At 66.6% G+C, this 21538-nt stretch carries 21 protein-coding genes and 1 tRNA gene; 18 read left to right on the forward strand and 4 right to left on the reverse strand.

From position 1 onward, the window contains the following. The coding region (locus tag ACLQ6X_RS10460; protein WP_411700104.1) for a CPBP family intramembrane glutamic endopeptidase at positions 1–716 on the reverse strand (716 nt) is incomplete at its 3' end. 122 nt (positions 717–838) lie between these two features. On the opposite strand from ACLQ6X_RS10460, the gene ACLQ6X_RS10465 reads away from it, so the two are divergent. The 3 genes from ACLQ6X_RS10465 (at position 839) to ACLQ6X_RS10475 (ending at position 5139) form a co-directional block, all read left to right on the forward strand. Beyond that, entirely contained in the window at positions 839–2332 is a 1494-nt protein-coding gene (locus tag ACLQ6X_RS10465; protein ID WP_411700105.1) for an McrB family protein, read from the forward strand. Then, a complete protein-coding gene (locus ACLQ6X_RS10470; protein ID WP_411700106.1) occupies positions 2325–3542 on the forward strand; it encodes a 5-methylcytosine restriction system specificity protein McrC in 1218 nt (405 codons plus the stop codon). The genes ACLQ6X_RS10465 and ACLQ6X_RS10470 overlap by 8 nt, the downstream gene beginning before the upstream one ends. Before the next feature lie 226 nt (positions 3543–3768). Continuing rightward, entirely contained in the window at positions 3769–5139 is a 1371-nt protein-coding gene (locus tag ACLQ6X_RS10475; RefSeq protein ID WP_411700129.1) for an MDR family MFS transporter, read from the forward strand. Positions 5140–5214: 75 nt separating this feature from the next. On the opposite strand, the gene ACLQ6X_RS10480 is transcribed toward ACLQ6X_RS10475, so the two are convergent. Next, on the reverse strand, positions 5215–5514 hold the full coding sequence (locus ACLQ6X_RS10480; RefSeq protein WP_411700107.1) for a hypothetical protein: 300 nt from the start codon (positions 5512–5514) through the stop codon (positions 5215–5217). A 76-nt stretch (positions 5515–5590) separates the two neighbouring features. Between ACLQ6X_RS10480 and ACLQ6X_RS10485 the strand changes: the two genes are divergently transcribed. Continuing rightward, on the forward strand, positions 5591–6070 hold the full coding sequence (locus ACLQ6X_RS10485) for a hypothetical protein (protein ID WP_411700108.1): 480 nt from the start codon (positions 5591–5593) through the stop codon (positions 6068–6070). A gap of 11 nt (positions 6071–6081) precedes the next feature. Here the strand turns inward: ACLQ6X_RS10485 and ACLQ6X_RS10490 are convergent, their stop codons facing one another. Then, positions 6082–7137 (reverse strand): 2,3-butanediol dehydrogenase, encoded by a 1056-nt coding sequence (locus tag ACLQ6X_RS10490; protein ID WP_411700109.1) that lies wholly within the window; start codon positions 7135–7137, stop codon positions 6082–6084. A 95-nt stretch (positions 7138–7232) separates the two neighbouring features. Between ACLQ6X_RS10490 and ACLQ6X_RS10495 the strand changes: the two genes are divergently transcribed. Next, positions 7233–7946 (forward strand): MazG family protein, encoded by a 714-nt coding sequence (locus tag ACLQ6X_RS10495; protein WP_411700110.1) that lies wholly within the window; start codon positions 7233–7235, stop codon positions 7944–7946. Here the strand turns inward: ACLQ6X_RS10495 and ACLQ6X_RS10500 are convergent. Next, entirely contained in the window at positions 7943–8455 is a 513-nt protein-coding gene (locus ACLQ6X_RS10500) for a thermonuclease family protein (protein WP_411700111.1), read from the reverse strand. The genes ACLQ6X_RS10495 and ACLQ6X_RS10500 overlap by 4 nt on opposite strands. Before the next feature lie 112 nt (positions 8456–8567). Here ACLQ6X_RS10500 and ACLQ6X_RS10505 point away from each other — a divergent pair, with 112 nt between their 5' ends. The 13 genes from ACLQ6X_RS10505 (at position 8568) to ACLQ6X_RS10565 (ending at position 21528) form a co-directional block, all read left to right on the forward strand. After that, positions 8568–9995 (forward strand): DUF222 domain-containing protein, encoded by a 1428-nt coding sequence (locus tag ACLQ6X_RS10505; protein ID WP_411700112.1) that lies wholly within the window; start codon positions 8568–8570, stop codon positions 9993–9995. A 77-nt stretch (positions 9996–10072) separates the two neighbouring features. Further along, on the forward strand, positions 10073–11362 hold the full coding sequence (hisS, locus tag ACLQ6X_RS10510) for a histidine--tRNA ligase (protein WP_411700113.1): 1290 nt from the start codon (positions 10073–10075) through the stop codon (positions 11360–11362). An 88-nt stretch (positions 11363–11450) separates the two neighbouring features. Then, entirely contained in the window at positions 11451–11972 is a 522-nt protein-coding gene (locus tag ACLQ6X_RS10515; RefSeq protein WP_411700114.1) for a MarR family winged helix-turn-helix transcriptional regulator, read from the forward strand. Beyond that, positions 11969–12793 (forward strand): alpha/beta fold hydrolase, encoded by an 825-nt coding sequence (locus ACLQ6X_RS10520; protein ID WP_411700115.1) that lies wholly within the window; start codon positions 11969–11971, stop codon positions 12791–12793. The genes ACLQ6X_RS10515 and ACLQ6X_RS10520 overlap by 4 nt, the downstream gene beginning before the upstream one ends. Positions 12794–12835: 42 nt before the next feature. Then, the gene (eno, locus tag ACLQ6X_RS10525) at positions 12836–14116 is read left to right on the forward strand and encodes a phosphopyruvate hydratase (RefSeq protein ID WP_411700116.1); all 1281 of its coding nucleotides are present in this window, start codon (positions 12836–12838) and stop codon (positions 14114–14116) included. A gap of 10 nt (positions 14117–14126) precedes the next feature. Continuing rightward, complete coding sequence (locus tag ACLQ6X_RS10530; protein WP_411700117.1) at positions 14127–14630, forward strand: FtsB family cell division protein; 504 nt, start codon at positions 14127–14129, stop codon at positions 14628–14630. Then, positions 14627–15124 (forward strand): DUF501 domain-containing protein, encoded by a 498-nt coding sequence (locus ACLQ6X_RS10535; RefSeq protein WP_411700118.1) that lies wholly within the window; start codon positions 14627–14629, stop codon positions 15122–15124. The genes ACLQ6X_RS10530 and ACLQ6X_RS10535 overlap by 4 nt, the downstream gene beginning before the upstream one ends. Next, positions 15115–16443 carry a S8 family peptidase gene (locus ACLQ6X_RS10540; protein WP_411700119.1) on the forward strand — a complete coding sequence of 443 codons (1329 nt, stop codon included), beginning with the start codon at positions 15115–15117 and terminating at the stop codon, positions 16441–16443. Before ACLQ6X_RS10535 ends, ACLQ6X_RS10540 begins: the two co-directional genes overlap by 10 nt. Before the next feature lie 63 nt (positions 16444–16506). Further along, a complete protein-coding gene (locus ACLQ6X_RS10545) occupies positions 16507–17841 on the forward strand; it encodes an NAD(P)/FAD-dependent oxidoreductase (RefSeq protein WP_411700120.1) in 1335 nt (444 codons plus the stop codon). Positions 17842–17915: 74 nt separating this feature from the next. Continuing rightward, positions 17916–17991: transfer RNA gene (locus tag ACLQ6X_RS10550), tRNA-Leu, on the forward strand. A 310-nt stretch (positions 17992–18301) separates the two neighbouring features. Continuing rightward, positions 18302–18955 (forward strand): TetR/AcrR family transcriptional regulator, encoded by a 654-nt coding sequence (locus tag ACLQ6X_RS10555; protein WP_411700121.1) that lies wholly within the window; start codon positions 18302–18304, stop codon positions 18953–18955. Then, complete coding sequence (locus tag ACLQ6X_RS10560) at positions 18952–20283, forward strand: MFS transporter (RefSeq protein WP_411700122.1); 1332 nt, start codon at positions 18952–18954, stop codon at positions 20281–20283. Before ACLQ6X_RS10555 ends, ACLQ6X_RS10560 begins: the two co-directional genes overlap by 4 nt. Then, a complete protein-coding gene (locus tag ACLQ6X_RS10565) occupies positions 20284–21528 on the forward strand; it encodes an amino acid deaminase/aldolase (RefSeq protein WP_411700123.1) in 1245 nt (414 codons plus the stop codon). The last annotated feature ends 10 nt before the right edge of the window (positions 21529–21538 follow it).

Below are 21538 nucleotides of genomic sequence, written 5' to 3' on the forward strand. Positions count from 1 at the left end.
CGCAGATCGAACAGCGCGTGCACCACGATCGCGACCACGATGCTTCCGGTGGCCAGATAGATCGCCATGAACGCGGTGCCGAGAATGACCGAGCCGATGATGCCGGGCAGGCCCTGATACGCGTGCAGAAGACCGAAGATCAGGATGCTGGCCGCCACGGCGGCCACCGCACTCCCGGTGACGCCGAAGATGAGCACGGGCAGGGCCAGGCGGAACAGCAGTTCCTCGACGACGCCGGCGTTGATGGCGAGGGCCGCGCCCCACTTGAGCTCGGCGCGGTTGCGGGGGAGGAGCGCCTGCACGTCGCCGATCGACGGCACCGCGGTCTCGCTGCGGGCGAGGAAGATGCCGAGCACGGCGCCGCCGCCGATGACCACCACGAATCCTGCGACGAGGGCCGGGCCCAGCCACCCGCTGTCGGCGAATGCCTGCTTGGCTCCAGCGACCCACGGCCACCCGTCGACGGCGTTCGCGAACGGTTCCACGAACTGCCAGCTCAGGGCGAGAACGACCACGGCCGCCCCGCCGAAGTTGACGAACGATTGCCGCAGCCACTTACGGAACGTCTTCTGCCGCCGCTTCGTCGACCGCTGCCGCTTGAACGTCGCGTACTCGCGCCGGTTCTTGCGGATGGCGTTCCACGTCATGAACGCGAGGAGCGCGACGAGAACCGCGCCGAGGATCCACGGTGTTAGGGGCGCGGCGGGAGAGAGCACGTACTCAGTCTGAAGGATTCGGCTGTGACTGAGCCGACCTGTGAGGATTGAGTGACAAATAGTCTCAATTTGGCTTTCGCCCCGTAGTGTCCTCGTTAGGCGTTCTAACAGGGGGTACGAGATTGTCCATCCAAACTGACATCGAGCGGGTGCTCGAGCTTCAGCATCACTTCAAAGCGTTCAAGTCAGAGCTCATGGACGAGCGGCGCTCGATCGTCACGCGTACCCTTCCACCCGAACTTCAAGCGGCTGCTGGAGACCTTGACGACGGCGTCCTCTTTTCTGTGAAGGGAAGCAATGGCCAGGGCAACGCGGCAAAAGTTCCTTGGGTTCGAATCTATGACCCTGCTCAATCTCCGTCTTCGCGTAGCGGCTGGTACGTGGTCCTGCTGTTCGCGGCTGATGGCTCTGCGGCCTACTTGAGCCTCGATTTGGGCGTCACGGAGCTGTCGTCGTCGCAGATCGCGCAGGAAGTCACTGAAGGGCGTCGACTTCTTGCCGACTACCGCGAGGTAGATGTAGATATCGAGCGGGAGCGCCGCGTAGTTCGGACTATAAGCCTCCATGACATTGGGCTTGGCGCCCGTTATGAACAAGGCAATCTGCTCGCCTTTAAGTACACCGCGGGACAGGTACCTCTGGATGAAGAGATAGCGGGCGACCTGAAGTGGCTTCTTGCTCGCCTGAAGGAATTTCCCGCAGCAGCCGACTCGGAGATATGGAACGAACCAGACCCGCAAGCGTTCGCGGGAGGGGATGACGGCCTGTCGCAATTAAGTTCTGACATCAACTGGCCGGTAGAGCGGGTACTCGAGATATTCGAAGGCCTTATGGATGAAAGTCCCCAGGTAGCGCTGACGGGCCCGCCCGGCACCGGCAAAACATTTGTGGCGCACCATCTGGCCGCCTACTTGCTCGGAATGCCTGGTGAGGTGAAGAACAATCCGTATATCGAGCTAGTGCAATTCCATCCGAGTTACGGCTACGAAGACTTCGTAGAAGGGCTGAGGCCCGTACCCGCCGACGGCGGTTTACTCGAGTTTCGATCTCACCCGGGTGCGATTCTGCGGCTCGCCGATCAGATCGAAGAAGACGCGATGCCGCGCGTGCTGATTATCGACGAAATGAACCGAGCGAATATCCCGCGTGTGTTTGGCGAGCTGATGTTCCTGCTCGAGTATCGCGACCGGGATATTCACCTCATGCACCGCGCTCAATTCAGCCTGCCAAAGAACCTTTACATAATCGCAACGATGAACACGGCAGATCGCAGTACAAAATCGATTGATCTTGCGCTACGCCGACGGTTCGATTTCTTCGAGCTCGCTCCCGACGTGGAGGTGCTTCGTTCTCACTATCTGAAGCCGGAGAACAACAACGAACTCGGCGAAACTCTTTTCAAGGGTTTCGTGAGTCTCAATAATGCGCTCGAAGCGAGTTTGGGCGATCGACACCTAGCGGTAGGCCACAGTTACCTGATGAAAGACAGGATGACTATGGGTGCTCTGACGAAGATATGGAAGCACCAGTTGATGCCTCTTATTGAGGACTATTTTTACGACCAGCCCGCGGGGGCTGAGGCTCTTACTTTTGAGGCTTTCTGGGGAAATGACTGATTCTGTTCAGCTGGTGGAATCAGTTCCCTCTCGAGTTCGGCTGAACGAGGCGCAACTTCGGGCGCTCGAAGAGCTGGCGCTGAAACTCGCTGGACAGGCGGCCTGGTGGGGAAGCTCCGAGGAAACCCCTTCGTCGCCTCGCGCGGTGCGAATAGAAGCTCGCGGCGATCTACAGTACGACGTAACAGTTTTGGACGCCATTGGTGCCATCGGCCTTCCGAATCTGGTTTTGCGTGTGACGCCAAAAATTCCCTTCGAACACTTTGCCTACATCGCGAGGCACGCAATCGGAATCCATGCGCGGACCGCTGCCTCCCGGGTTTCGCTCTCTTCCGGTTCGAACTTTCTTGAACTGATGGCCCAATGGTTTCTCGACGAAGTCGAGACCCTGGTGCGATATGGACTAACTCGTGACTATCGGGAAGTTAAGGAGTGGGCCGCATCCGTTCGCGGATCGGTCGTGCCGACGCCGACAGTAGAGCGCTGGCTTTCTGGTCGAGCGGAGATGCTAACGGCCTACGAGAAATTTGACTATGACACCCCGTTCAACCGCATTCTAAAAGCGGCTTGTAGAGTCCTGAGCAATGCCGAAGAGATTGCAGAGACAACTCGCCGGCGCGCTGCGCGCTCGGTCCGTGGGATGTCGGAAATCGGGGACTTGCAATCGAACGATGCGCGTGAGCCGTTCACTCGATCGACCGAACATTATCGCGGCGCGATCGAGTTGGGTATGGAACTTATGCGAGGTCATATTCGCGGCTTGGGCGATGGAGGGCAACCGTTTCACACCTTTCTCATCAAGACCCCGGGGCTCGTGGAAACAGGGCTGCGCAACATCCTGTCTCTCGGGCTCGCACCCGTCGTCGTTTCGAAGGGTGGGAAAGTATTGCTGCCCAGCGCGGTCCGGGCAAATCCCGATCTCCTGTTCGGGAGATTCGAGGTCACGGGGGACGTCAAGTACAAGATCGCACTGGGCTACTGGGACCGGGGAGACCTGGCTCAAGCAGTATTCTTCGCGGCGGCATACAAGGTAAAGAACGCCTTCATTCTCACGTTTGGTGGCGGTACGATCCCCAATATCGCACCGCTTGAGGTCGGGGACATTTCTGTTACCCGAGTTACGTGGGACCTGTCCAGTTCCACCCAGCCCGAGGAATCGGCTCTCCGAGTTGTGAAGGAACTGCGCCGTCTTTGCGCCCGTTCTATTTAGATCGCGGTGGACAGTGGTGGGATTAGGCGACGCCTCGCTAGCTCGTGGTGCTCCCCGACCGTCGGGACCGTTCTTTCATGTCGCGGGAATGCCCTGCCCCACCCGCGAATTACCTTCCGAGGGGACATCCGCCCCCTGAAGAAGGAGTGAGCGCCGCGTGAGCAATACCGTCAATCGCAAGGACGTCGGATTCCGGTCCGAGCGCGGGCCGATTCTTATCGCGCTCATGCTCACGACCGGGCTCGTGGCGATTGATTCGACGATCCTCGCGACGGCCGTTTCATCCATCGTCGACGACCTGGGCAGCTTCAGCCTCTTCCCCTGGCTCTTCTCGATCTACCTGCTCGCGCAGGCGGTCTCGGTGCCGATCTACGCGAAACTCAGCGACATGGTGGGGCGCAAGCCGATCGTGCTCATCGGCATCGGGCTGTTTCTGCTCGGGTCGATTCTGTGCGGGTTCGCGTGGAGCATGCCGGCGCTGATCGCCTTCCGGGTCATCCAGGGTCTGGGTGCGGGCGCGGTGCAGCCGATGTCCGTCACCATCGCCGGCGACATCTACACCGTCGCCGAGCGCGCCAAGACGCAGGGCTACCTGGCGAGTGTGTGGGCGATCTCGTCGGTCGTGGGGCCGACCCTCGGCGGACTGTTCTCGCAGTTCCTGTCGTGGCGCTGGATCTTCTTCATCAACATCCCGCTGTGTCTGATCGCGGCGTGGATGATCTACACGCACTTCCACGAGACGGTCGAGAAGAAGCAGCGCAAGGTCGACTACCTGGGGGCGTCGCTGCTGGCCGCGTCGCTGTCGCTGCTGATCCTCGCGGTGCTCGAGGGCGGCCAGGCCTGGGCGTGGAACTCGCCGCAGAGCATCGGGGCATTCGCGCTCGGTGCGGTTCTGCTCGGCCTGTTCGTCTGGGCGGAGTCGCGCGCCGACGAGCCGGTGCTGCCGCTCTGGGTGTTCTCGCGCCGCCTGCTGCTCACGACCTCGCTCATTGGGCTGGGCGTCGGCGCGATCCTGATCGGGCTGACCTCGTATGTTCCGACGTATCTGGAGCGCACGCTCGGAACGCCGCCGCTCGTCGCGGGCCTCGCGCTCGCCGTGCTGACCATCGGCTGGCCGATCTCGGCGTCGCTGTCGGGGCGGCTGTATCTGCGGTTCGGGTTCCGCACGACGGAGCTGATCGGGCTCGTGTTCGCGGTCGTCGGCTCGGTCGCGCTCGCGTCGACGGCGCAGACGCCGTCGCTGTGGTTCGTTGCGCTGTGCTGCTTCGTGATCGGTCTCGGCATGGGACTCATCGCAGTGCCGTCGCTCATCGCGGCCCAGTCGTCGGTCGCGTGGAACGAGCGCGGCGTCGTCACGGGCACGAACCTGTTCGCCCGGTCCATCGGCAGCGCCGTGGGCGTCGCCATCTTCGGTGCGCTGGCGAACGCGATCTTCCTGGCGGCAGGAACAGAGACGGATGTCGCGGTCGTCGAGCAGGCCTCCGGTGTCGTGTTCATCGGCGTCGCTGTGGCGGCGGTCGTCACTGTTGTCGCGGCGCTGGCTATGCCGCGGCAGTCGCGGGTGGAGACCGGGGCCGGGGAGGCGGCTGCGGCCTAGGGGTCTCGATACGGCTGGTCTCGATACGGTCGCGGGGCGACCTACTCGACCGGCAGCATACGGGCGCGGGGCGACCTACTCGACCGGCGATTCTGGGTCGACGTCTAGGCGCCACTCGCTCAGGAACTCGACCACGGTCTTCGACTGTAGGTCGGCGTTCACCTGGTCGAGCAGAAACTCGGGGGACCCGACATCCGCGGGGGTTCTCATGATCTCGGCGCCGCTGTCACGGCGGTAGACGACGAGGTCGCTCACCACGGCCACGTCGCCGATGAAGGCGTTGCCGACGGCGGCCGCGTAGTGACGCACCTTCGCCCAGCCGTGCACCTTGCGGGGGAGCAGCTCGGCGCGCAGGTGGGTCGAGGCCGGTTCCATGCTTCGAGGGTAGCGAAGACGGATGTCGGTGGTGCGCCATACAGTGCAGCCAACGATCCCGACGAAACGAGACGGCATGGCTGACGAACACGATTTCGACTTCATTTTCGGCGAGTGGAACATCCACAATTGCAAGCTGGCAGACGTCACAGACCCCGGCTGCACGGAGTGGATCGAGTTCGAGGCGACCGGGCACGCCGAGCCGGTCTTCGGCGGCCTCGGCCACATCGACCGCATGTTCGTACCGACGTCGGCCGCGGTCGCGGGGTTCGAGGGGCTGACCATCCGGCAGTTCGACCCGGCGACTAGGGTGTGGCGCATCTGGTGGGCGTCGAGCCGGGCGCCCGGGCACATCGACCCGCCGATGGAGGGCGTCTGGGCCGACGGGCGCGGAGTGTTCTACGGGGACGACGTGATCGGTGGTCGCGCGGTCAAGCTGCGATTCGAGTGGACTACGGATGACACGGACTCCGCCACCTGGCAGCAGAGTTTCTCGTACGACGACGGGGTCACGTGGGGGCTCAACTGGGTGATGGAGTTCTCGCGGCGTCCGTGACATCCGAAATCTTATGAATGCACGATGATCTTCACGGCGGTCTCGTTGTGGTTGATCAGAGTGTCGAAGCCCTCGGTGATGAGGTCGTCGAGGGCGATGCGCGCGGTGATGAACGGCGCGAGGTTGACCTTGCCCTCCTGCACGAGCTTGATCGCGGGCGCGTGGTCGCGGACGTAGGCGATCGTTCCGCGCAGGTCGATCTCTTTCAGCACGAGCTTCTGCATGTCGAGCGTCGCCGGCTTTCCCCAGATGGAGACGTTCACGATCACGCCGGTGGGCTTGATCGCGTCGAAGAGCATGTCGAGAACCGCGTTGACGCTCGAGCACTCGAACGCGACGTCGGCGCCGACCCCGTCAGTGAGCTCGCGCACGCGGTCGGCCACGTTCTCCTGGCTCGGGTCGAGCACGTGGTCGGCGACGCCGCTCGACAGCGCCTTCGCCTTCCGCGCCTCGCTCAGCTCGGACATGATCACGGTCAGCCCCTCGGCCTTCAGCACCGCCGCGAGCAGCAGGCCGATCGGGCCGGCGCCGCCGATGAGCGCCGTGTCGCCCGCCTTCGCGCCGCTGCGCACGAACGCGTGGTGGCCGACCGAGAGCGGCTCGATGAGAGCGGCCTCGTCGAGGGGGATGTCGCCGATCGGGTGCACCCAGCGGCGGTCGACGACGACCTTCTCGCTGAGCCCGCCGCCGCCACCGGCCAGACCGATGAAGCCCATCTTCTCGCACAGGTGGTAGTTGCCGGCCAGGCAGGGTGCGCACTCGTTGCACACGAAGTAGGGCTCGACGACGACGTTGTCGCCCACGTTCAGGTCGTCGACGCCCTCGCCGAGGGCCGTGACCGTGCCGGAGAACTCGTGGCCGAGAGTCACGGGAGCCTCCTCGTGGGAGAGGGGGTGCGGATGACCCGCGGCGGGAATGAAGATCGGGCCCTCGAGGTATTCGTGCAGATCGGTGCCGCAGATGCCGCACCACGCCACATCGATCGCGACCGCGCCGGCGCGCAGCTCGGGTTCGTCGATGTTCTCGATTCGAATGTCGTTCGGGCCGTAGAACCGTGCTGCCTTCATAGCTGTCTCCTCGTTGGGTGATGGTTCGACTCTCCTCGCTCGCGGGGGACCGGGGCAGAGGCGAAGGTCCCGGGGTGGGGTGACAGGATGGAGCCATGACCGACGCCACGCAGCATCCGAAACTCGAAGAATTGATCGCCGTGCTCGAGAAGCTGCGGGCTCCGGGCGGATGCGCGTGGGACGCCGAGCAGACGCACGAGTCGCTGGTGAAATACCTCGTCGAGGAGACGTACGAGCTGGTCGACGCGATCGAGCGGGGCGACCGCGAGGAGATGATCGAGGAACTCGGCGACGTGCTCTACCAGGTGGTTTTCCACAGCGACATCGCGGCGCACACGCCTGGGGAGGAGTTCACGCTCGAGGATGTCGCGGCCAACATGACGGCGAAGATGATCGGTCGGCACCCGCACGTGTTCGGCGACGCTGCCGAGAAGGCCGCGCTCAACGTGCAGACCGGCTCGGACGTCTCGGGCATGTGGGACGAGCTGAAGAAAGCCGACAAGGGCGAGCGCACGAGCGTGCTCGACGGCATACCGCAGTCGATGCCGGCGCTCGCGCTTGCCGACAAGGTGCTGGGCAAGGCCGAGAAGCTGGGGATCATCGACGCCGCCGCCCCGGGTGCGCTTTCTCTCGGTTCGGAGGACGAGCTGGGCGGCGTGCTGCTGGCGATAGTGACGTCGGCGCGGCTGAACGGCCTCGACGCCGAGCGGTCGCTGCGTTCGGTGCTGCGTCAGCTACAGGACGAGATTCGCGAGGTCGAGAAAGACGGCGGTGTCGACGCCGGGATTATCGGGATGCCGGCGAGCTAGCAGGCGCCCCAGATGCCGGCCTGTGACTCCACCGCTATCGACTCGGCGCTGCTTAGCTGATCCCAGTAGGCGTCGTTCTCGCCGATGCGCACCGCCTCCGCGGCTCCCCGCGCGACCATCTCGAGGTTGACCGACGTGCCGTCCGCGGTGAAGAGGTAGAGCAGCGAGCGGCCGTACTGGTCTTCGGGCTCGGCGTCCTGCTGCGTGAAGACGGGTGCTCCTTCGGGCAGCAGCTCGCGCAGCAGTGCGGTCGCCTCGTCGCCGTAACACTCGAGATCGTCGCCGATCTCGGGAGTATCGATGCCGACCAGGCGCACCTTGAGATTCGGGTCGGCGGGCGTCGTGAGGAAGAGCGTGTCGCCGTCGTGCACGTAGTTGACGGTGGCGGATGTCGCGTCGGCGGGCATCTCGATGGTGGGGGTTGCTACGCGGCCGGGGTCGGTCTGGCCGGTCTGCGCGCATCCGCTCACGAGGGCGGTCGCTGCCAGTAGTGCCGCCATCCTCATCATGAGTTCAGCCTAGGCCCGCTCTCCTCCTCCACTTATCCACAAGCATGCGTATTTCTCCACACTTCTCCGCCTTTTCTCTCGAATGTACGTTCGAAACTGAGAGAATTGACGCATGCAAACGACCACCGCCACCGACCTCACGAAGCAGTTCGCCGCTGCCGTGACGGCGCTGTCCGCGGTGTCGAAAGACGTTGCCGATTTTCAGACCGCGGATGACGCGGCTCTCGTCGAACTGTCCCGTCTCGCCGCGCAAGAGAAGCAGATCGCCGATGCCCACCTCGCGCTCATCGCCGGCGAGATCGCGGCGCGGTCGACGCGCGAGATGGGGCAGTCCGGGCTGGCGCAGCGCGAGGGCTTCCGCAGCACCGAAGAGCTGCTGCGCACCACGACCGGCGCGACCGGCCGCGACGCCACTACGGCGGTGCGGGTCGGGCGGCTGGTTCGCGAGGCGGCGACCGCGGGGTCGATCGATCCGGCGACGGGCGAGCAGTTCGAGGCGCGGGAGCCGTGGCTTGCCGATGTCGCTGCGGCGGTCTCGGCCGGTTCGCTGTCGGTGGCCGCCGCCGATGCGATCCGCACGGGTCTCGGGTCGCCGACGGACAACGTCTCGGCCGATGCGCTGGCTGGGGCGGCCCGGGAGCTGTGCCTGGAGGCCGCGATTCTCGACGTCGACCGGCTACTCAAGCGAGCACGTGAACTGCGAGACGAACTCGACGAGGTAGGCATCGCCGACCGCGAGCGTGAGCGCTTCGAGAAGCGGTCGCTTCGGCACTATGTGCTGTCGAACGGCATGGGCCGTCTCGTGTGGGATCTCGATCCCGAGAACTACGCGGTCGTCACCGAGCTGTACGACAGGGCCACCTCGCCGAAGCGCGGCGTGCGGTTCGTGGAGGGCGACCGCAAAGAGGCGGCCGACCGCATCCTGGCCGACCCGCGCACCATCGAGCAGCTCGCCTCCGACACACTTCTCGGGCTGTTGCAGGCCGGAGCCGACGCAGACTCCTCTCAACTCCTGGGCACCGGGGCCGCCGCCATCCGCGTGCTGGTGACGAAGAAGACGGTCAAAGCCCGCGAGGGCCACGGACGCATCGAGGGCACCTCGGCGCCGATCTCCCTCGCGACCGTCGAACGCCTCAGCTGCGGCGGCGATCTCAGGGATGTCACGATCGACAGCTTCGGGCAGCCGCTCGACGTCGGCAAAGAGCAGCGGTTCTTCACCCCGAAACAGCGCATCGCGCTCGCGGTTCGCGACGGTGGCTGCCTATTCGGCGACTGTGATCGACCGCCATCCATGACCGAAGCCCACCACATCAAGTTCTGGGCACGAGACGACGGCCGAACCGACCTCAAAGACGGGGTTCTGTTGTGCAAGTTCCATCACCTGCTCTGTCATAACAAAGGGTGGGAGATCGAGCGGGTGGGCACCGACTACTTCCTCGTGCCGCCGCCCGACATCGACCCGTCCCAGACATACAGACCGATGCCCTCCAAGAGTCCCGCGATGCGCGACCTCCGCCGCGAGCAGGAGGCGGCCCGATGACCACCCCGCAGATTGAGCCCACCCCGCGGATTGAGCCTGTCGAAATCCCATTCCAGAGAAACTGACAGAATCGAATCATGGCCTCCCCCGTAAACGCCCCGCGCGGAATGCGCGACTTCCTCCCCGCCGAGAAGGCAACGCGCGAGCGTGTGCTCGGCGTGATCCGCGAGAACTACTTCGCCCACGGTTTCGACGAGATCGAGACCCCGGTGATGGAAGACAGCTCCCGCCTCCACGCCGGACTCGGCGGCGACAACGAGAAGCTCGCGTTCGGCGTGCTCAAGCGAGGACTCACCACAGACGACCTGCACAACGCCACCGACGCGCTCGAACTCGCCGACCTCGGCCTGCGGTTCGACCTCACCGTGCCTCTCGCCCGGTTCTACGCGACCCACCGCGGTGAGCTTCCCAAGGTCTTCCGCGCCATCCAGATCGCGCCAGTCTGGCGTGCCGAGCGTCCGCAGAAGGGGCGCTACCGCCAGTTCGTGCAGTGCGACATCGACATCATCGGCGAGTCCGGCCCGCTCGCCGAGGTCGAGCTCATCTCGGCGACGGCGGCCACGGTCCGCGCCCTGGGCATCGAGGGTTGCAGCATCCGCATCAACGACCGTCGCCTACTCACGAGCATGCTGACGGTGCTCGGCTTTCCCGCGTCCGAGCACTCCGCCGTGCTCATCACCCTCGACAAGCTCGACAAGCTCGGGGTCACCGGCGTCATCGAAGAGCTGAAAGACCGCGCGTTCCCGGCCGAGCCGGTGGCGGCGCTCGCCGCCTTCCTGCAGCGCCCGGTTGCGTCGATGGATCTCGGCTTCGGCGAAGCCGCCATCCGCGCGTCACTGCCCGAGGGTGTCGACGACACCGCGATCACCGAACTGGCGGCGATCGGCGAGATGCTCGGTGAAGTCGACCGCGCGGTGCTCGAGTTCGACCCGTTCCTCGTGCGCGGCATGGGCTACTACACCGGCACGATCTTCGAGGTGACGCACCCCGAGTTCGGGTACTCGCTCGGCGGCGGCGGACGTTACGACGGCATGATCGGTCGCTTCCTCGGTTCGGATGTCGCGGCCGCCGGCTTCTCGCTGGGATTCGAGCGACTCGTCGACCTCGTCGACCTTCCCGACGTGCTCGGCGCGGATGCCACCGCCCTCCTCTACGACGACAGCGTCGCCCCTGCCACGCTGCTCGCACTGAAGTCCGACCTGATCGCGGCCGGAAAGCGCGTGCGGCTCGAGCGCAGCACGAAGAACACGCGCGTGCTGCTCGACCAGCTCGCGGCCCAAGGCTTCAAGCGCGTCGCTACCGTGAAGCCCGAGATGACCACCGTCGAAGACCTGCAGTGGCGGGAGCTGGAGGCGCCCACCGGCTGAATGGTGTGACGGACAACTGATTGGGGTGACCCGACGCCGGACTACGCGGGTCTTGATCCAGCGGCGATATTGTTAGATGCTTAACAATATGGACGAGACCAAACCGCGACAGGCTGAACCGCGACAGGCTGAACCGCGACAGGCTGAACTGCGACCGACCGAACCGCGACGAGCAGAGTTCGTCGACAGCACGGCGTTCAAGTTGCACCGCGCGACGGTGTTGCTCGATCGCATCGCCGACGACTATCTCGTCGCACAGCACCGGATTCACTACGCGCCATTCCTGGTGCTGTTGATGGCGCGGGTGCTCGGCCCGACGACACAGCAGGCCATCGCGCAGAACCTCGGAGTATCGAGGGCGTCGGTCACGCAGCGGGTCGGGGTGCTGCAGAAGTCCGGGCTCGTCGACGTGGCGAAGAGCGCCGCGGACGCCCGCGCGAACACGGTCGTGCTGACCGCTGCAGGTGCGGAGCTCGTCGAGGCGGCGTGGCAAGGGCTCGAGCAGCATCAGGACGGCGTCGACTTCGGCGTCGACGAACCGGTGCTCGCCGCGCAGCTCGACCGGCTCATTCAGAACGCGCTGGGCATCCTGAAGGGCGGCGAACGGTGAGGCACCTCGTGTTCCACGGCGACAACGACGGCAGCCCACACGCCGGCGACACGATCGTGTTTCTGCACGGCGGCAACGTTGCCGGGTGGATGTGGGGCGAGCAGATTCCAGCGTTCCCCGACCACCACATCCTGGTGCCCGACCTGCCCGGCTTCGGGGCGAGCAACGACGAACCGTGGGTGTCAGTGGCGCACGCGGCCGACCGCGTGGCCGAGTTGATCGCCTCGACGGCGCGCGGCGGTGTCGCGCACGTCGTGGGGTTGTCGCTCGGCGCCGGTGTCGCACTGCAGCTGGCGCTGCGACATCCGACAACCGTCTCGAGCCTGTTGCTCGCGAGCGCCAGCATCACCCCGCCGTCCCGCGCCGCGATCCTCGGCGGGCGGGTCATGCTCGCCGCCTGGAACCGCCCGTGGTTCTGGGCCGCGCTCGCCCGCGGCTACAAACTTCCGGCCGACTCGGTCGAGATCTTCACCGAGACCGGGCTCGGCATCCGGCAGGAGACAGCACGCGCCATCTTCGACGAGACCTGCCGGGGGTTCGACCCGGCCGAGTTGGCGGCGGCCGTGCCCGCGCTCGGCGTGAGGGTGCTCGCCGTCGCCGGCGGTCGAGACTCCCGGGCCATCAGCGTCGACTCCCTGGCAGTGCTCGCGGCGATCGACGGCGTCGAGACCGCGATCGCCCCCGGCATGCACCACCAGTGGAACATCGAGAACGTCGCGCTCTTCAACGCCACCGTGCGCGAATGGATCGGCAGGTCAACGCTGGCTGACGGTCTGGTAAACAGCGAAAGCGGCACGGGGGAGCAAAGCGGGCGCGAGTAAGATGCCTAACGGACAATCCACCATCTTTAAGGAGAACCACCCGTGGCTTTGATCGAGGCAGTAGGCGCCCGCGAAATTCTTGACTCCCGAGGAAACCCGACCGTTGAGGTCGAGGTTCTGCTCGAAGACGGCACGGTGGCTCGCGCCGCGGTGCCCTCCGGTGCATCGACCGGAGCGTTCGAGGCATACGAACTGCGCGACGGCGACAAGAGCCGCTACCTCGGCAAGGGTGTCGAGAAGGCCGTCGACGCCGTCATCGACGTGCTCGGCCCGGCCATCGAAGGCTTCGACGCCGCCGAACAGCGCGCGATCGACGCCGAGCTCATCGAGCTCGACGGCACCGACAACAAGAAGAAGCTCGGCGCCAACGCGATCCTCGGTGTGAGCCTCGCGGTCGCCCGTGCCGCCGCCGACTCGGCCGACATGCCGCTCTACCGCTACGTCGGTGGCGCGAACGCGCACGTCCTCCCCGTTCCCATGCTCAACGTCATCAACGGCGGGTCGCACGCCGACTCGAACGTCGACATCCAGGAGTTCATGATCCTGCCGATCGGCGCGGAGACCTTCAGCGAGGGCCTGCGTTGGGGTGTCGAGACGTACCACGCGCTCAAGTCGATCCTGCACACGCAGGGCCTCTCCACCGGTCTCGGCGACGAGGGCGGATTCGCCCCGAACCTCTCGAGCAACCGCGCAGCGCTCGACCTGCTCGTCGAGGCGATCACCGCCGCAGGCTTCACGCCGGGCAAGGACATCGCGCTCGGACTCGACGTCGCGGCATCCGAATTCTTCACCAACGGTTCCTACGCGTTCGAGGGTGGCCAGAAGAGCGCCGCCGAGATGAGCGCGTACTACGCCGAGCTCGTCGCCGCCTACCCGCTGGTCACGATCGAAGACCCGCTCGACGAGGACGACTGGGAGGGCTGGGCCGAGCTCACCTCGACCCTCGGCACCAAGACCCAGATCGTCGGCGACGACCTGTTCGTCACCAACCCGACCCGCCTCGCGAAGGGCCTCGAGCTCGGCGCCGCCAACTCGATCCTCATCAAGGTGAACCAGATCGGTACCCTCACCGAGACTCTCGACGCCGTTTCCCTCGCGCAGCGCAACGGCTACACCGCCGTTATGTCGCACCGCTCGGGTGAGACCGAAGACACGACCATCGCCGACCTCGCGGTCGCGGTCAACACCGGCCAGATCAAGACGGGCGCCCCGGCGCGCTCCGAGCGCGTAGCCAAGTACAACCAGCTGCTGCGCATCGAAGAAGAACTGGGAGAGGCGGCCGTGTACGCGGGTCGCAGCGCTTTCCCACGCTTCACCGCCTAGGGTCGAATCCATGGCACGACGGCAGCGCACGCAGAAGGTACCCGTTGCGCTGCCGTCGATGGAAAGTGCGCCGGAACAGTGGCTGCGCAACATCCGCCTCTCCGGTTTCACCTTCGTGATGCTCGGCCTGATCATCCTCGCCGTCATCGTGCTCGCGCCGAGCCTGCGGCTGGTGATCGAGCAGCAGCAGCAGCTGGCCGAGCTCACGACCGACGTGGAGCAGCAGAAGGAAGCGGTCGCCGACCTCGAGAGCAACGTCGACCGCTGGAGCGATCCCGCCTACATCGAGGCCCAGGCGCGCGACCGGCTCAAGTACGTCTTCCCCGGCGACTTCACGTACTCGGTGAAGGGCGACGGATCCGAACTCACCACGACCGACGGTGCACCGATCAGCACCGAGATCCAGACCACGCAGGTCGACTGGGTGCACACGGTCGTCTCCTCCCTATTCACGGCAGGCCTGACGGATGACACGGCAGCCGAACTCGAAAGCCCGCAGGTTCCCGTTCCATGACCACCCCACCCTTCGCACCGCCGACCGAGGCTGACATCGCCGCCGTCTCCCACCAGCTGGGACGGCCCGCCCGTAACGTGATCGGCATTGCGGCCCGCTGCGTGTGCGGCAACCCGACGGTCGTGGCGACGAAGCCGCGACTCGACGACGGTACCCCGTTCCCCACGCTCTACTACCTGACGCACCCGGCGGCGACCGCGGCGATCTCGACGCTCGAGGCCACGCAGGTGATGAACGAGCTGTCTGAACTGCTCAACGACGAGGACATCGCGGCGCAGTACCTGGCCGCACACGAGGCCTACCTCGCCGACCGCGAGAGCCTCGGCCACGTGCCCGAGATCGACGGCATCTCCGCCGGCGGAATGCCCGTGCGCGTCAAGTGCCTGCACGCCCTCGCCGGCCACTCTCTCTCGGCCGGACCCGGGGTGAACCCGATCGGCGACCTGGCGCTGGAGCGTGCGGCGTGGAGCCCGCTGGTCTGTGAATGCGTGTGATTTCACGTTGGTCGAGTAGGTCGCGCAGCGACCGTATCGAGGCCGGGGTTTCGATACGGCCGCGGGCGGCCTACTCAACCAGCAAGATCATCGCGCTGCTGCTCGCCACCGCCTCCGTTTTCATCGGCACCGCCGCCCCCGCGCAGGCCGACTCGATCCGTGACCGCGAGTACTGGCTCGACGACTACGGCATCCGCGAGGCGTGGAACGTCACCGAGGGCGCCGGCGTCACGATCGCCGTGATCGACACCGGCGTCGACGGCACCCACCCCGACCTCGCCGGCGCCGTCGTCGGCGGCACCGACTTCTCCACGCTGGGTTCGAGCAACGGGCAGACCCCCGTCGGCTCCGGCGACAGCTCGCACGGTACCATGGTCGCCTCGCTCGCCGCCGGTCGCGGCCGCGGGAGCGCCGGCGTGATCGGTGCGGCCCCCGCCGCATCCCTGCTCGCGATCTCGCTCGGTTTCGGCGAGACCGACGGCCCCAGCTCCGACGACCAGATCGCCGACGCCGTACGCTGGGCCGTCGACAACGGCGCCGACGTGATCAACATGTCGCTCACCCGCAACACCCTCGAGTGGCCGAGCAGCTGGGACGCGGCCTTCCTCTACGCCATGGAGAAAGACGTCGTCGTCGTCGCCGCGGCCGGCAACCGGGGGAGCGGCACCTCGCAGGTCGGCGCCCCCGCCACCATGCCGGGCGTGCTCACGGTCGGCGGCGTCAGCCGCACCGGCGGCGCCAGCTGGGACGCCTCGTCGCAGGGCATCACGATCGGCGTCTCCGCGCCCAGCGAGCAGCTCGTCGGCGCGACCCCCGGCGGCGGCTACGTTCTCTGGGACGGCACGAGCGGCGCCACCCCCATCGTCTCCGGCATCGTCGCCCTGGTGCGCGCCGCCCACCCCGAGCTCAGCGCGGCGAACGTGATCGAACGCATCATCTCCACCGCCACGCCGGCCGGAGCGGACGGCACCGACCCCATCTACGGCTACGGACTCGTGGATGCCGCGGCAGCCGTTTCCGCGGACGTGCCCGCCATCACCGCCAACCCCATGGGCGATCTCGCCGAGTGGATCCGCATCAACCGGCGGGCGACGGCCGAGACCCCCGACCTCGAGACGCTCGAGCCGGAGCCGGTCCCCAGCGCGTCACCGCTCCCCGAGTCATCCGAATCGTCGCCCCTCGGAACCCTGTTTCCCACCGTCGGCCAGTTTCGCGACGTGGGCATCCCGCTGCTGCTCTTCACCGTTTTCGGGGTCTCGTTGGTGCTCGTGATCATGGCCGGAGTGCGGCAATTCATGGCGGCGCGCCGAAAGGAGTAGATTGGTGGGTGGCTTCCACCGTCGTAGGTGACTTCATCCACCCTTTCTAGGAGAGCAAGACTCGTGCCCAAAATCCTTATCGTCGGCGGCGGCTACGCCGGTTTCTACACCGCTTGGAAGCTCGAAAAGCAGCTGCGCGCTGGTGAAGCCGAGGTCACCATGGTCGACCCGCGCCCGTACATGACGTACCAGCCCTTCCTGCCCGAGATCGCCGCCGGTTCGGTCGACCCGCGTCACGCGGTCGTTCCCCACCACGCGCACCTCAACAAGACCAACATCGTCACCGCGAAGGTCGTGGGTATCAACCACGCCACGAAGACCGCGACGATCGAGCCGCCCATCGGCGAGAACTACGAGCTGAGCTACGACCAGATCGTCGTCACCGCCGGTTCCGTCTCGCGCACGTTCCCGATTCCGGGTGTCGCCGACGAGGCCATCGGCCTGAAGAACATCGAAGAGGCCATCGCCGTGCGCGACCGCATCCTCACCAACTTCGACAAGGCGGCGCACCTGCCGAAGGGCGCCGAGCGCGACCGTCTGCTCACCTTCGTCGTCGTCGGCGGCGGCTTCGCCGGCATCGAGGCGTTCGCCGAGATGCGTTCGTTCGCGAGCGCCCTCGTCAAGCGCTACAAGACGATCGACTTCGAAGACACCCACTTCCACCTCATCGAGGCCATGGGACGCATCATGCCCGAGGTGTCGCACAAGACGAGCCTCTGGGTCATCAAGAACCTCGCCGAGCGTGGCGCGCAGATCCACCTCGACACCCAGCTGTCGTCGGCCACCGACGGCGTCATCGAGCTGTCGACCGGCGAGACCTTCGAGAGCGACCTCATCGTGTGGACCGCCGGCGTTATGGCCAGCCCGATGCTGCGCAACACCGACCTGCCCATCGAAGAGCGTGGACGCCTGCGCGTGCAGGCCGACCTGCGCGTCATCAACGACGACGGCGTAGTGGCCGACGCGTGGGGTGCCGGCGACGTCAGTGCCGTGCCCGACCTGACCGGTAAGGGTGTCGGCGGCTTCTGCGTACCGAACGCCCAGCACGCCGTTCGGCAGGGCAAGCTGCTCTCGAAGAACATCATCGCCACCCTGCGCGGCGAAGACGTGAAGGACTACTTCCACCAGCCCGCCGGAGCCGTCGCCGGCCTCGGTCTGGGTGTCGGTGTGTTCCAGAAGGGCAACATCGGTATCACCGGATTCCCCGCCTGGATCATGCACCGCGGCTACCACGGTCTCGCGATGCCCACCTGGGAGCGCAAGATCCGCGTCATCGGAAACTGGGTCATCAACGTCTTCGTCGGTCGCGATTTAGCGTCCATCGTCGCGGTCGAGACCCCGCGCGCCGCTTTCGAGGAGTTCGCCTCGCGCCCCAAGCCGAAGGCTCCCGCGGCGTAACAACATCTCGTAGGCTCGATTGCGCGGATCGTCTCACGGTCCGCGCAGTCTGCTTTAAGCAGTGCAGGCAGCACGCCCCCGTAGTCCAATGGCAGAGACAGGCGACTTAAAATCGTTCCAGTGTCGGTTCGAGTCCGACCGGGGGTACCAGGCCTACGCGTATTCGATAGCGCAGGTGAAGCAGCGCCACAGCATTTTGCGCTCGAGCATCTCTTCGCCGCACAGGGGACAATCGGTCTGTATTACGGGCACGGTGGCCACCGACTTCCATCGGTTGGATCTCCCAGTAGCGACGGGCGTCACCAGATCTAACCCCCACACTATGCTTCCGGCGGCCAGCCGTCACGGAATCCGTCGATACCCGCCTATTGACAGCGATCGGATGACTCGGCCATTCTGATCACGTGACTGGGTCGGGTGACCCACTCGACAGGTCACGGCGCACGGCGAAGGGCGGATCATGACACGAATGTCTGCCGCCGACCGCCGCCCGGCGTTGCTCGAGGCCGCGTTCCGCGTGATCGCCGCCGAGGGCGTGCACGGTGCGACCACCCGCGCCATCGTCGCCGAGGCCGACATGTCGCTCGCGAGTTTCCACTACGCCTTCACCAGCCGCGACGAGATGATGCACGAGCTCATCGCCCACGTGATCGAGAATCAGGCCGTGGCCGCCTTCGAATCGCTGCGGTTCGGTGCCGACCTGCGCACCGCCGTGCGCGACGGGCTGCGGGCGTTCTTCGAGGTCGTCACCGCCGACCCCGCCCACGAGCAGACCATGTTCGAGCTCGTGCAGTATTCGCTGCGCACCCCCGAACTCGCCGCGCTGCCCCGCAAGCAGTATTCGGGCTACCGGCTCGCCGTGGGCGGGCTGCTCGAGACCGCGGCCGCCGACACCGGCATGGTCTGGATGCTGCCGCTCGACGACGTGGCCCGGATGGTCGTCGCGCTGACCGACGGCATCACCGTCGCGTGGCTCGCCGACCGGGACTCGGCCGCCGCCAGCCGCGTGATCGAGTTCGCCGCGACATCCATCGCCGCTCTCGCGCAGCCCGCGCACTCTTCGACCCCCGTAGTGACGCTCCCATACCCGACGACAACGACGGAGACACCATGACCACGACCAAGACCGGCGCCGTTTCCGCGTTCTCCGAGCCGGTCAGAAAGGTCTCCGGCGGCTGGATCGCGCTTTTCGCCACCGCGTGGCTGGGCATCTGGATGGCGCAGCTCACCCCCATCCAGCTGCTGTTGCCCAAGCAGATCGAAGAGCAGCTGCAGGCCGCCTCGTGGGTCGACAACGTCGTGGCGTTCGGCATCATCTCGGCCATCGCCGGCGCCTGCGCCCTGATCGCCTTCCCCCTCAGCGGCGCGCTGAGCGACCGCACGGTCTCGCGCTTCGGCCGCCGCCGCCCGTGGATCCTCGCCGGCACCGTGGTCTTCGCGGTGTCGCTCGTGCTGCTCGGCGTGCAGTCGACCATGGTGGGCATCGGCGTGTTCTGGTCGCTGTCGCTCATCGGCTTCTGCGTGCTGACCGCCGCGATCACGGCCACCATCTCCGACCGGGTGCCGGTGAACCAGCGCGGCTACGTCTCCGGCTGGGTCTCGGCCCCGCAGGCGGCCGGCACCATCCTCGGCATCCTGCTCGTCACGATCCTCGCGCTCAGCACCTTCGTCGGCTACCTCGTGGTGGCGGTGCTGCTCGTCGTGCTGGTGCTGCCGTTCCTGCTGAAGACCCCCGACGCCGTGCTGCCGGCCGCAGACCGGCCGCCGATGTCGGCGTCGGCGCTGCTCGCCGGCCTCTGGATCAACCCGCGCAGGTTCCCGGACTTCGGCTGGACGCTGCTCAGCCGCATCCTCGTCAACCTCGGCAACGCGCTCGGTACCACCCTGCTGCTCTACTTCCTCATGTTCGGCCTGAGTCGCGGCGAGACAGCGGAAGACGACCTGCTGCTGCTCACGGCCGTCTACATGGTCTTCTTCATCGCATCCGCCCTGCTCGTCGGCAAGCTCAGCGACCGCCTCGGCAAGCGCAAGATCTTCGTCTACATCGCCGCCTACCTGCAGGCGCTCGCGGCGCTGATCCTCGCCTTCGTGCCCGACTTCACCATCGCGATCGCCGCCGCCGGACTGCTCGGTCTCGGCTACGGCAGCTTCATGGCCGTCGACCAGGCGCTCGCCACGCAGGTGCTGCCCGACGCGCAGTCCCGCGGCAAAGACCTCGGCATCATGAACATCGCGACGGCAGTGCCGCAGGCCGTGGCGCCGCTGCTCGGCGCGTGCATCGTCGTGGTGTGCGCCGGTCTCGCGACGAACGGCATCGAAGTCGGGTCGACGGATGCCGGTTTCGCCGGGGCGAACGCCGGTTTCGCCGGGCTCTTCGTTGCCGCCGCCGTTACCGCGGCCCTCGGCGGACTCGCCGTCGTGCCTATCAAGAGCGTCGCCTAAGTGCAGCTCTCCCGCGCCTCGCAGACACCCTGGTCGACGCCCGAGCGGTATTGGCCAGAACTGAGCGACGCCACCGCGCACCTCGACCCGCCCTACGGCGTCATCTCCCTCGACGCCCTCGCGCACAACGCCTTCGACATGCTCGACCGCGCCCAGGGCACGCCGATCCGGGTGGCCAGCAAGTCGGTGCGGGTGCGCGGCGTCATCGACGCCGTGCTCGCGCTGCCCGGTTACGCGGGCGTGCTCGCCTACACGCTGCCCGAGGCCCTCTGGCTCGCGACCGCGAGTGCCGACGGGCCGGCCATCGACGACGTCGTGGTGGCGTACCCGACGGCCGACCGCGCGGCGCTGCGCCGGCTCGGCACCTCGCCCGAACTCGCCGGGCGCGTCACGATCATGGTCGACAGCGTCGCCCAGCTCGACTTCGTCGACGCCGCGATCGCGCCGGCCCAGCGCGAGAGCATCCGGGTGTGCCTCGAACTCGACGCCTCGTGGGATTCGAAGCTGCTGGGCCACCTCGGGGTTCGCCGCTCGCCCGTGCACAGCGTCGCCGACGCGAGGGCGATCGCCGAGACCATCGTCGCCCGGTCTGGCTTCACCCTCGTGGGCATGATGGGCTACGAGGCGCAGATCGCCGGCCTCGTGAACCGGCCGCCCGGCAACCCGCCGCGGGCCGCCCTGGTCAAGTGGATCCAGAAGCGCTCGGCCGCCGAACTGGCCGAACGCCGGGGGCTCGCCGTGGCATCCGTGCGCCAGGTCGCCGACCTCGAGTTCGTCAACGGCGGCGGCACCGGCTCGATCGAGTCGACGGTCGCCGAAGAGGCCGTCACCGAGGTAGCGGCCGGCTCGGGACTCTTCGGCCCGCACCTGTTCGACAACTACGCCCACTTCCACCCGGCGCCCGCCGCGGCGTTCGCGCTGTCGGTGGTGCGCAAACCGACGCCCGACCTGGCCGTGCTGCTCGGCGGCGGCTGGATCGCCTCCGGCCCCACCGCCGCGAACCGCACCCCGAAGATCGCCTGGCCCGAGGGCCTCGCAATGCTCCCGCGCGAGGGCGCGGGGGAGGTGCAGAGCCCGGTGAGCGGACCGGCCGCGCCCGGCCTCACCGTCGGCGACCGCGTCTGGCTGCGGCACACCAAGGCGGGCGAGATCAGCGAGCACCTCGACGAGTTCGCGATCGTCTCGGGCGGCGCCGTCGTCGACACGCTCCCCACCTACCGCGGCCAGGGCCGGGTGTTCCTGTGACGCTCACCGG

The organism is Conyzicola sp. (assembly GCF_046714715.1).
Taxonomy (GTDB): domain Bacteria; phylum Actinomycetota; class Actinomycetes; order Actinomycetales; family Microbacteriaceae; genus Conyzicola.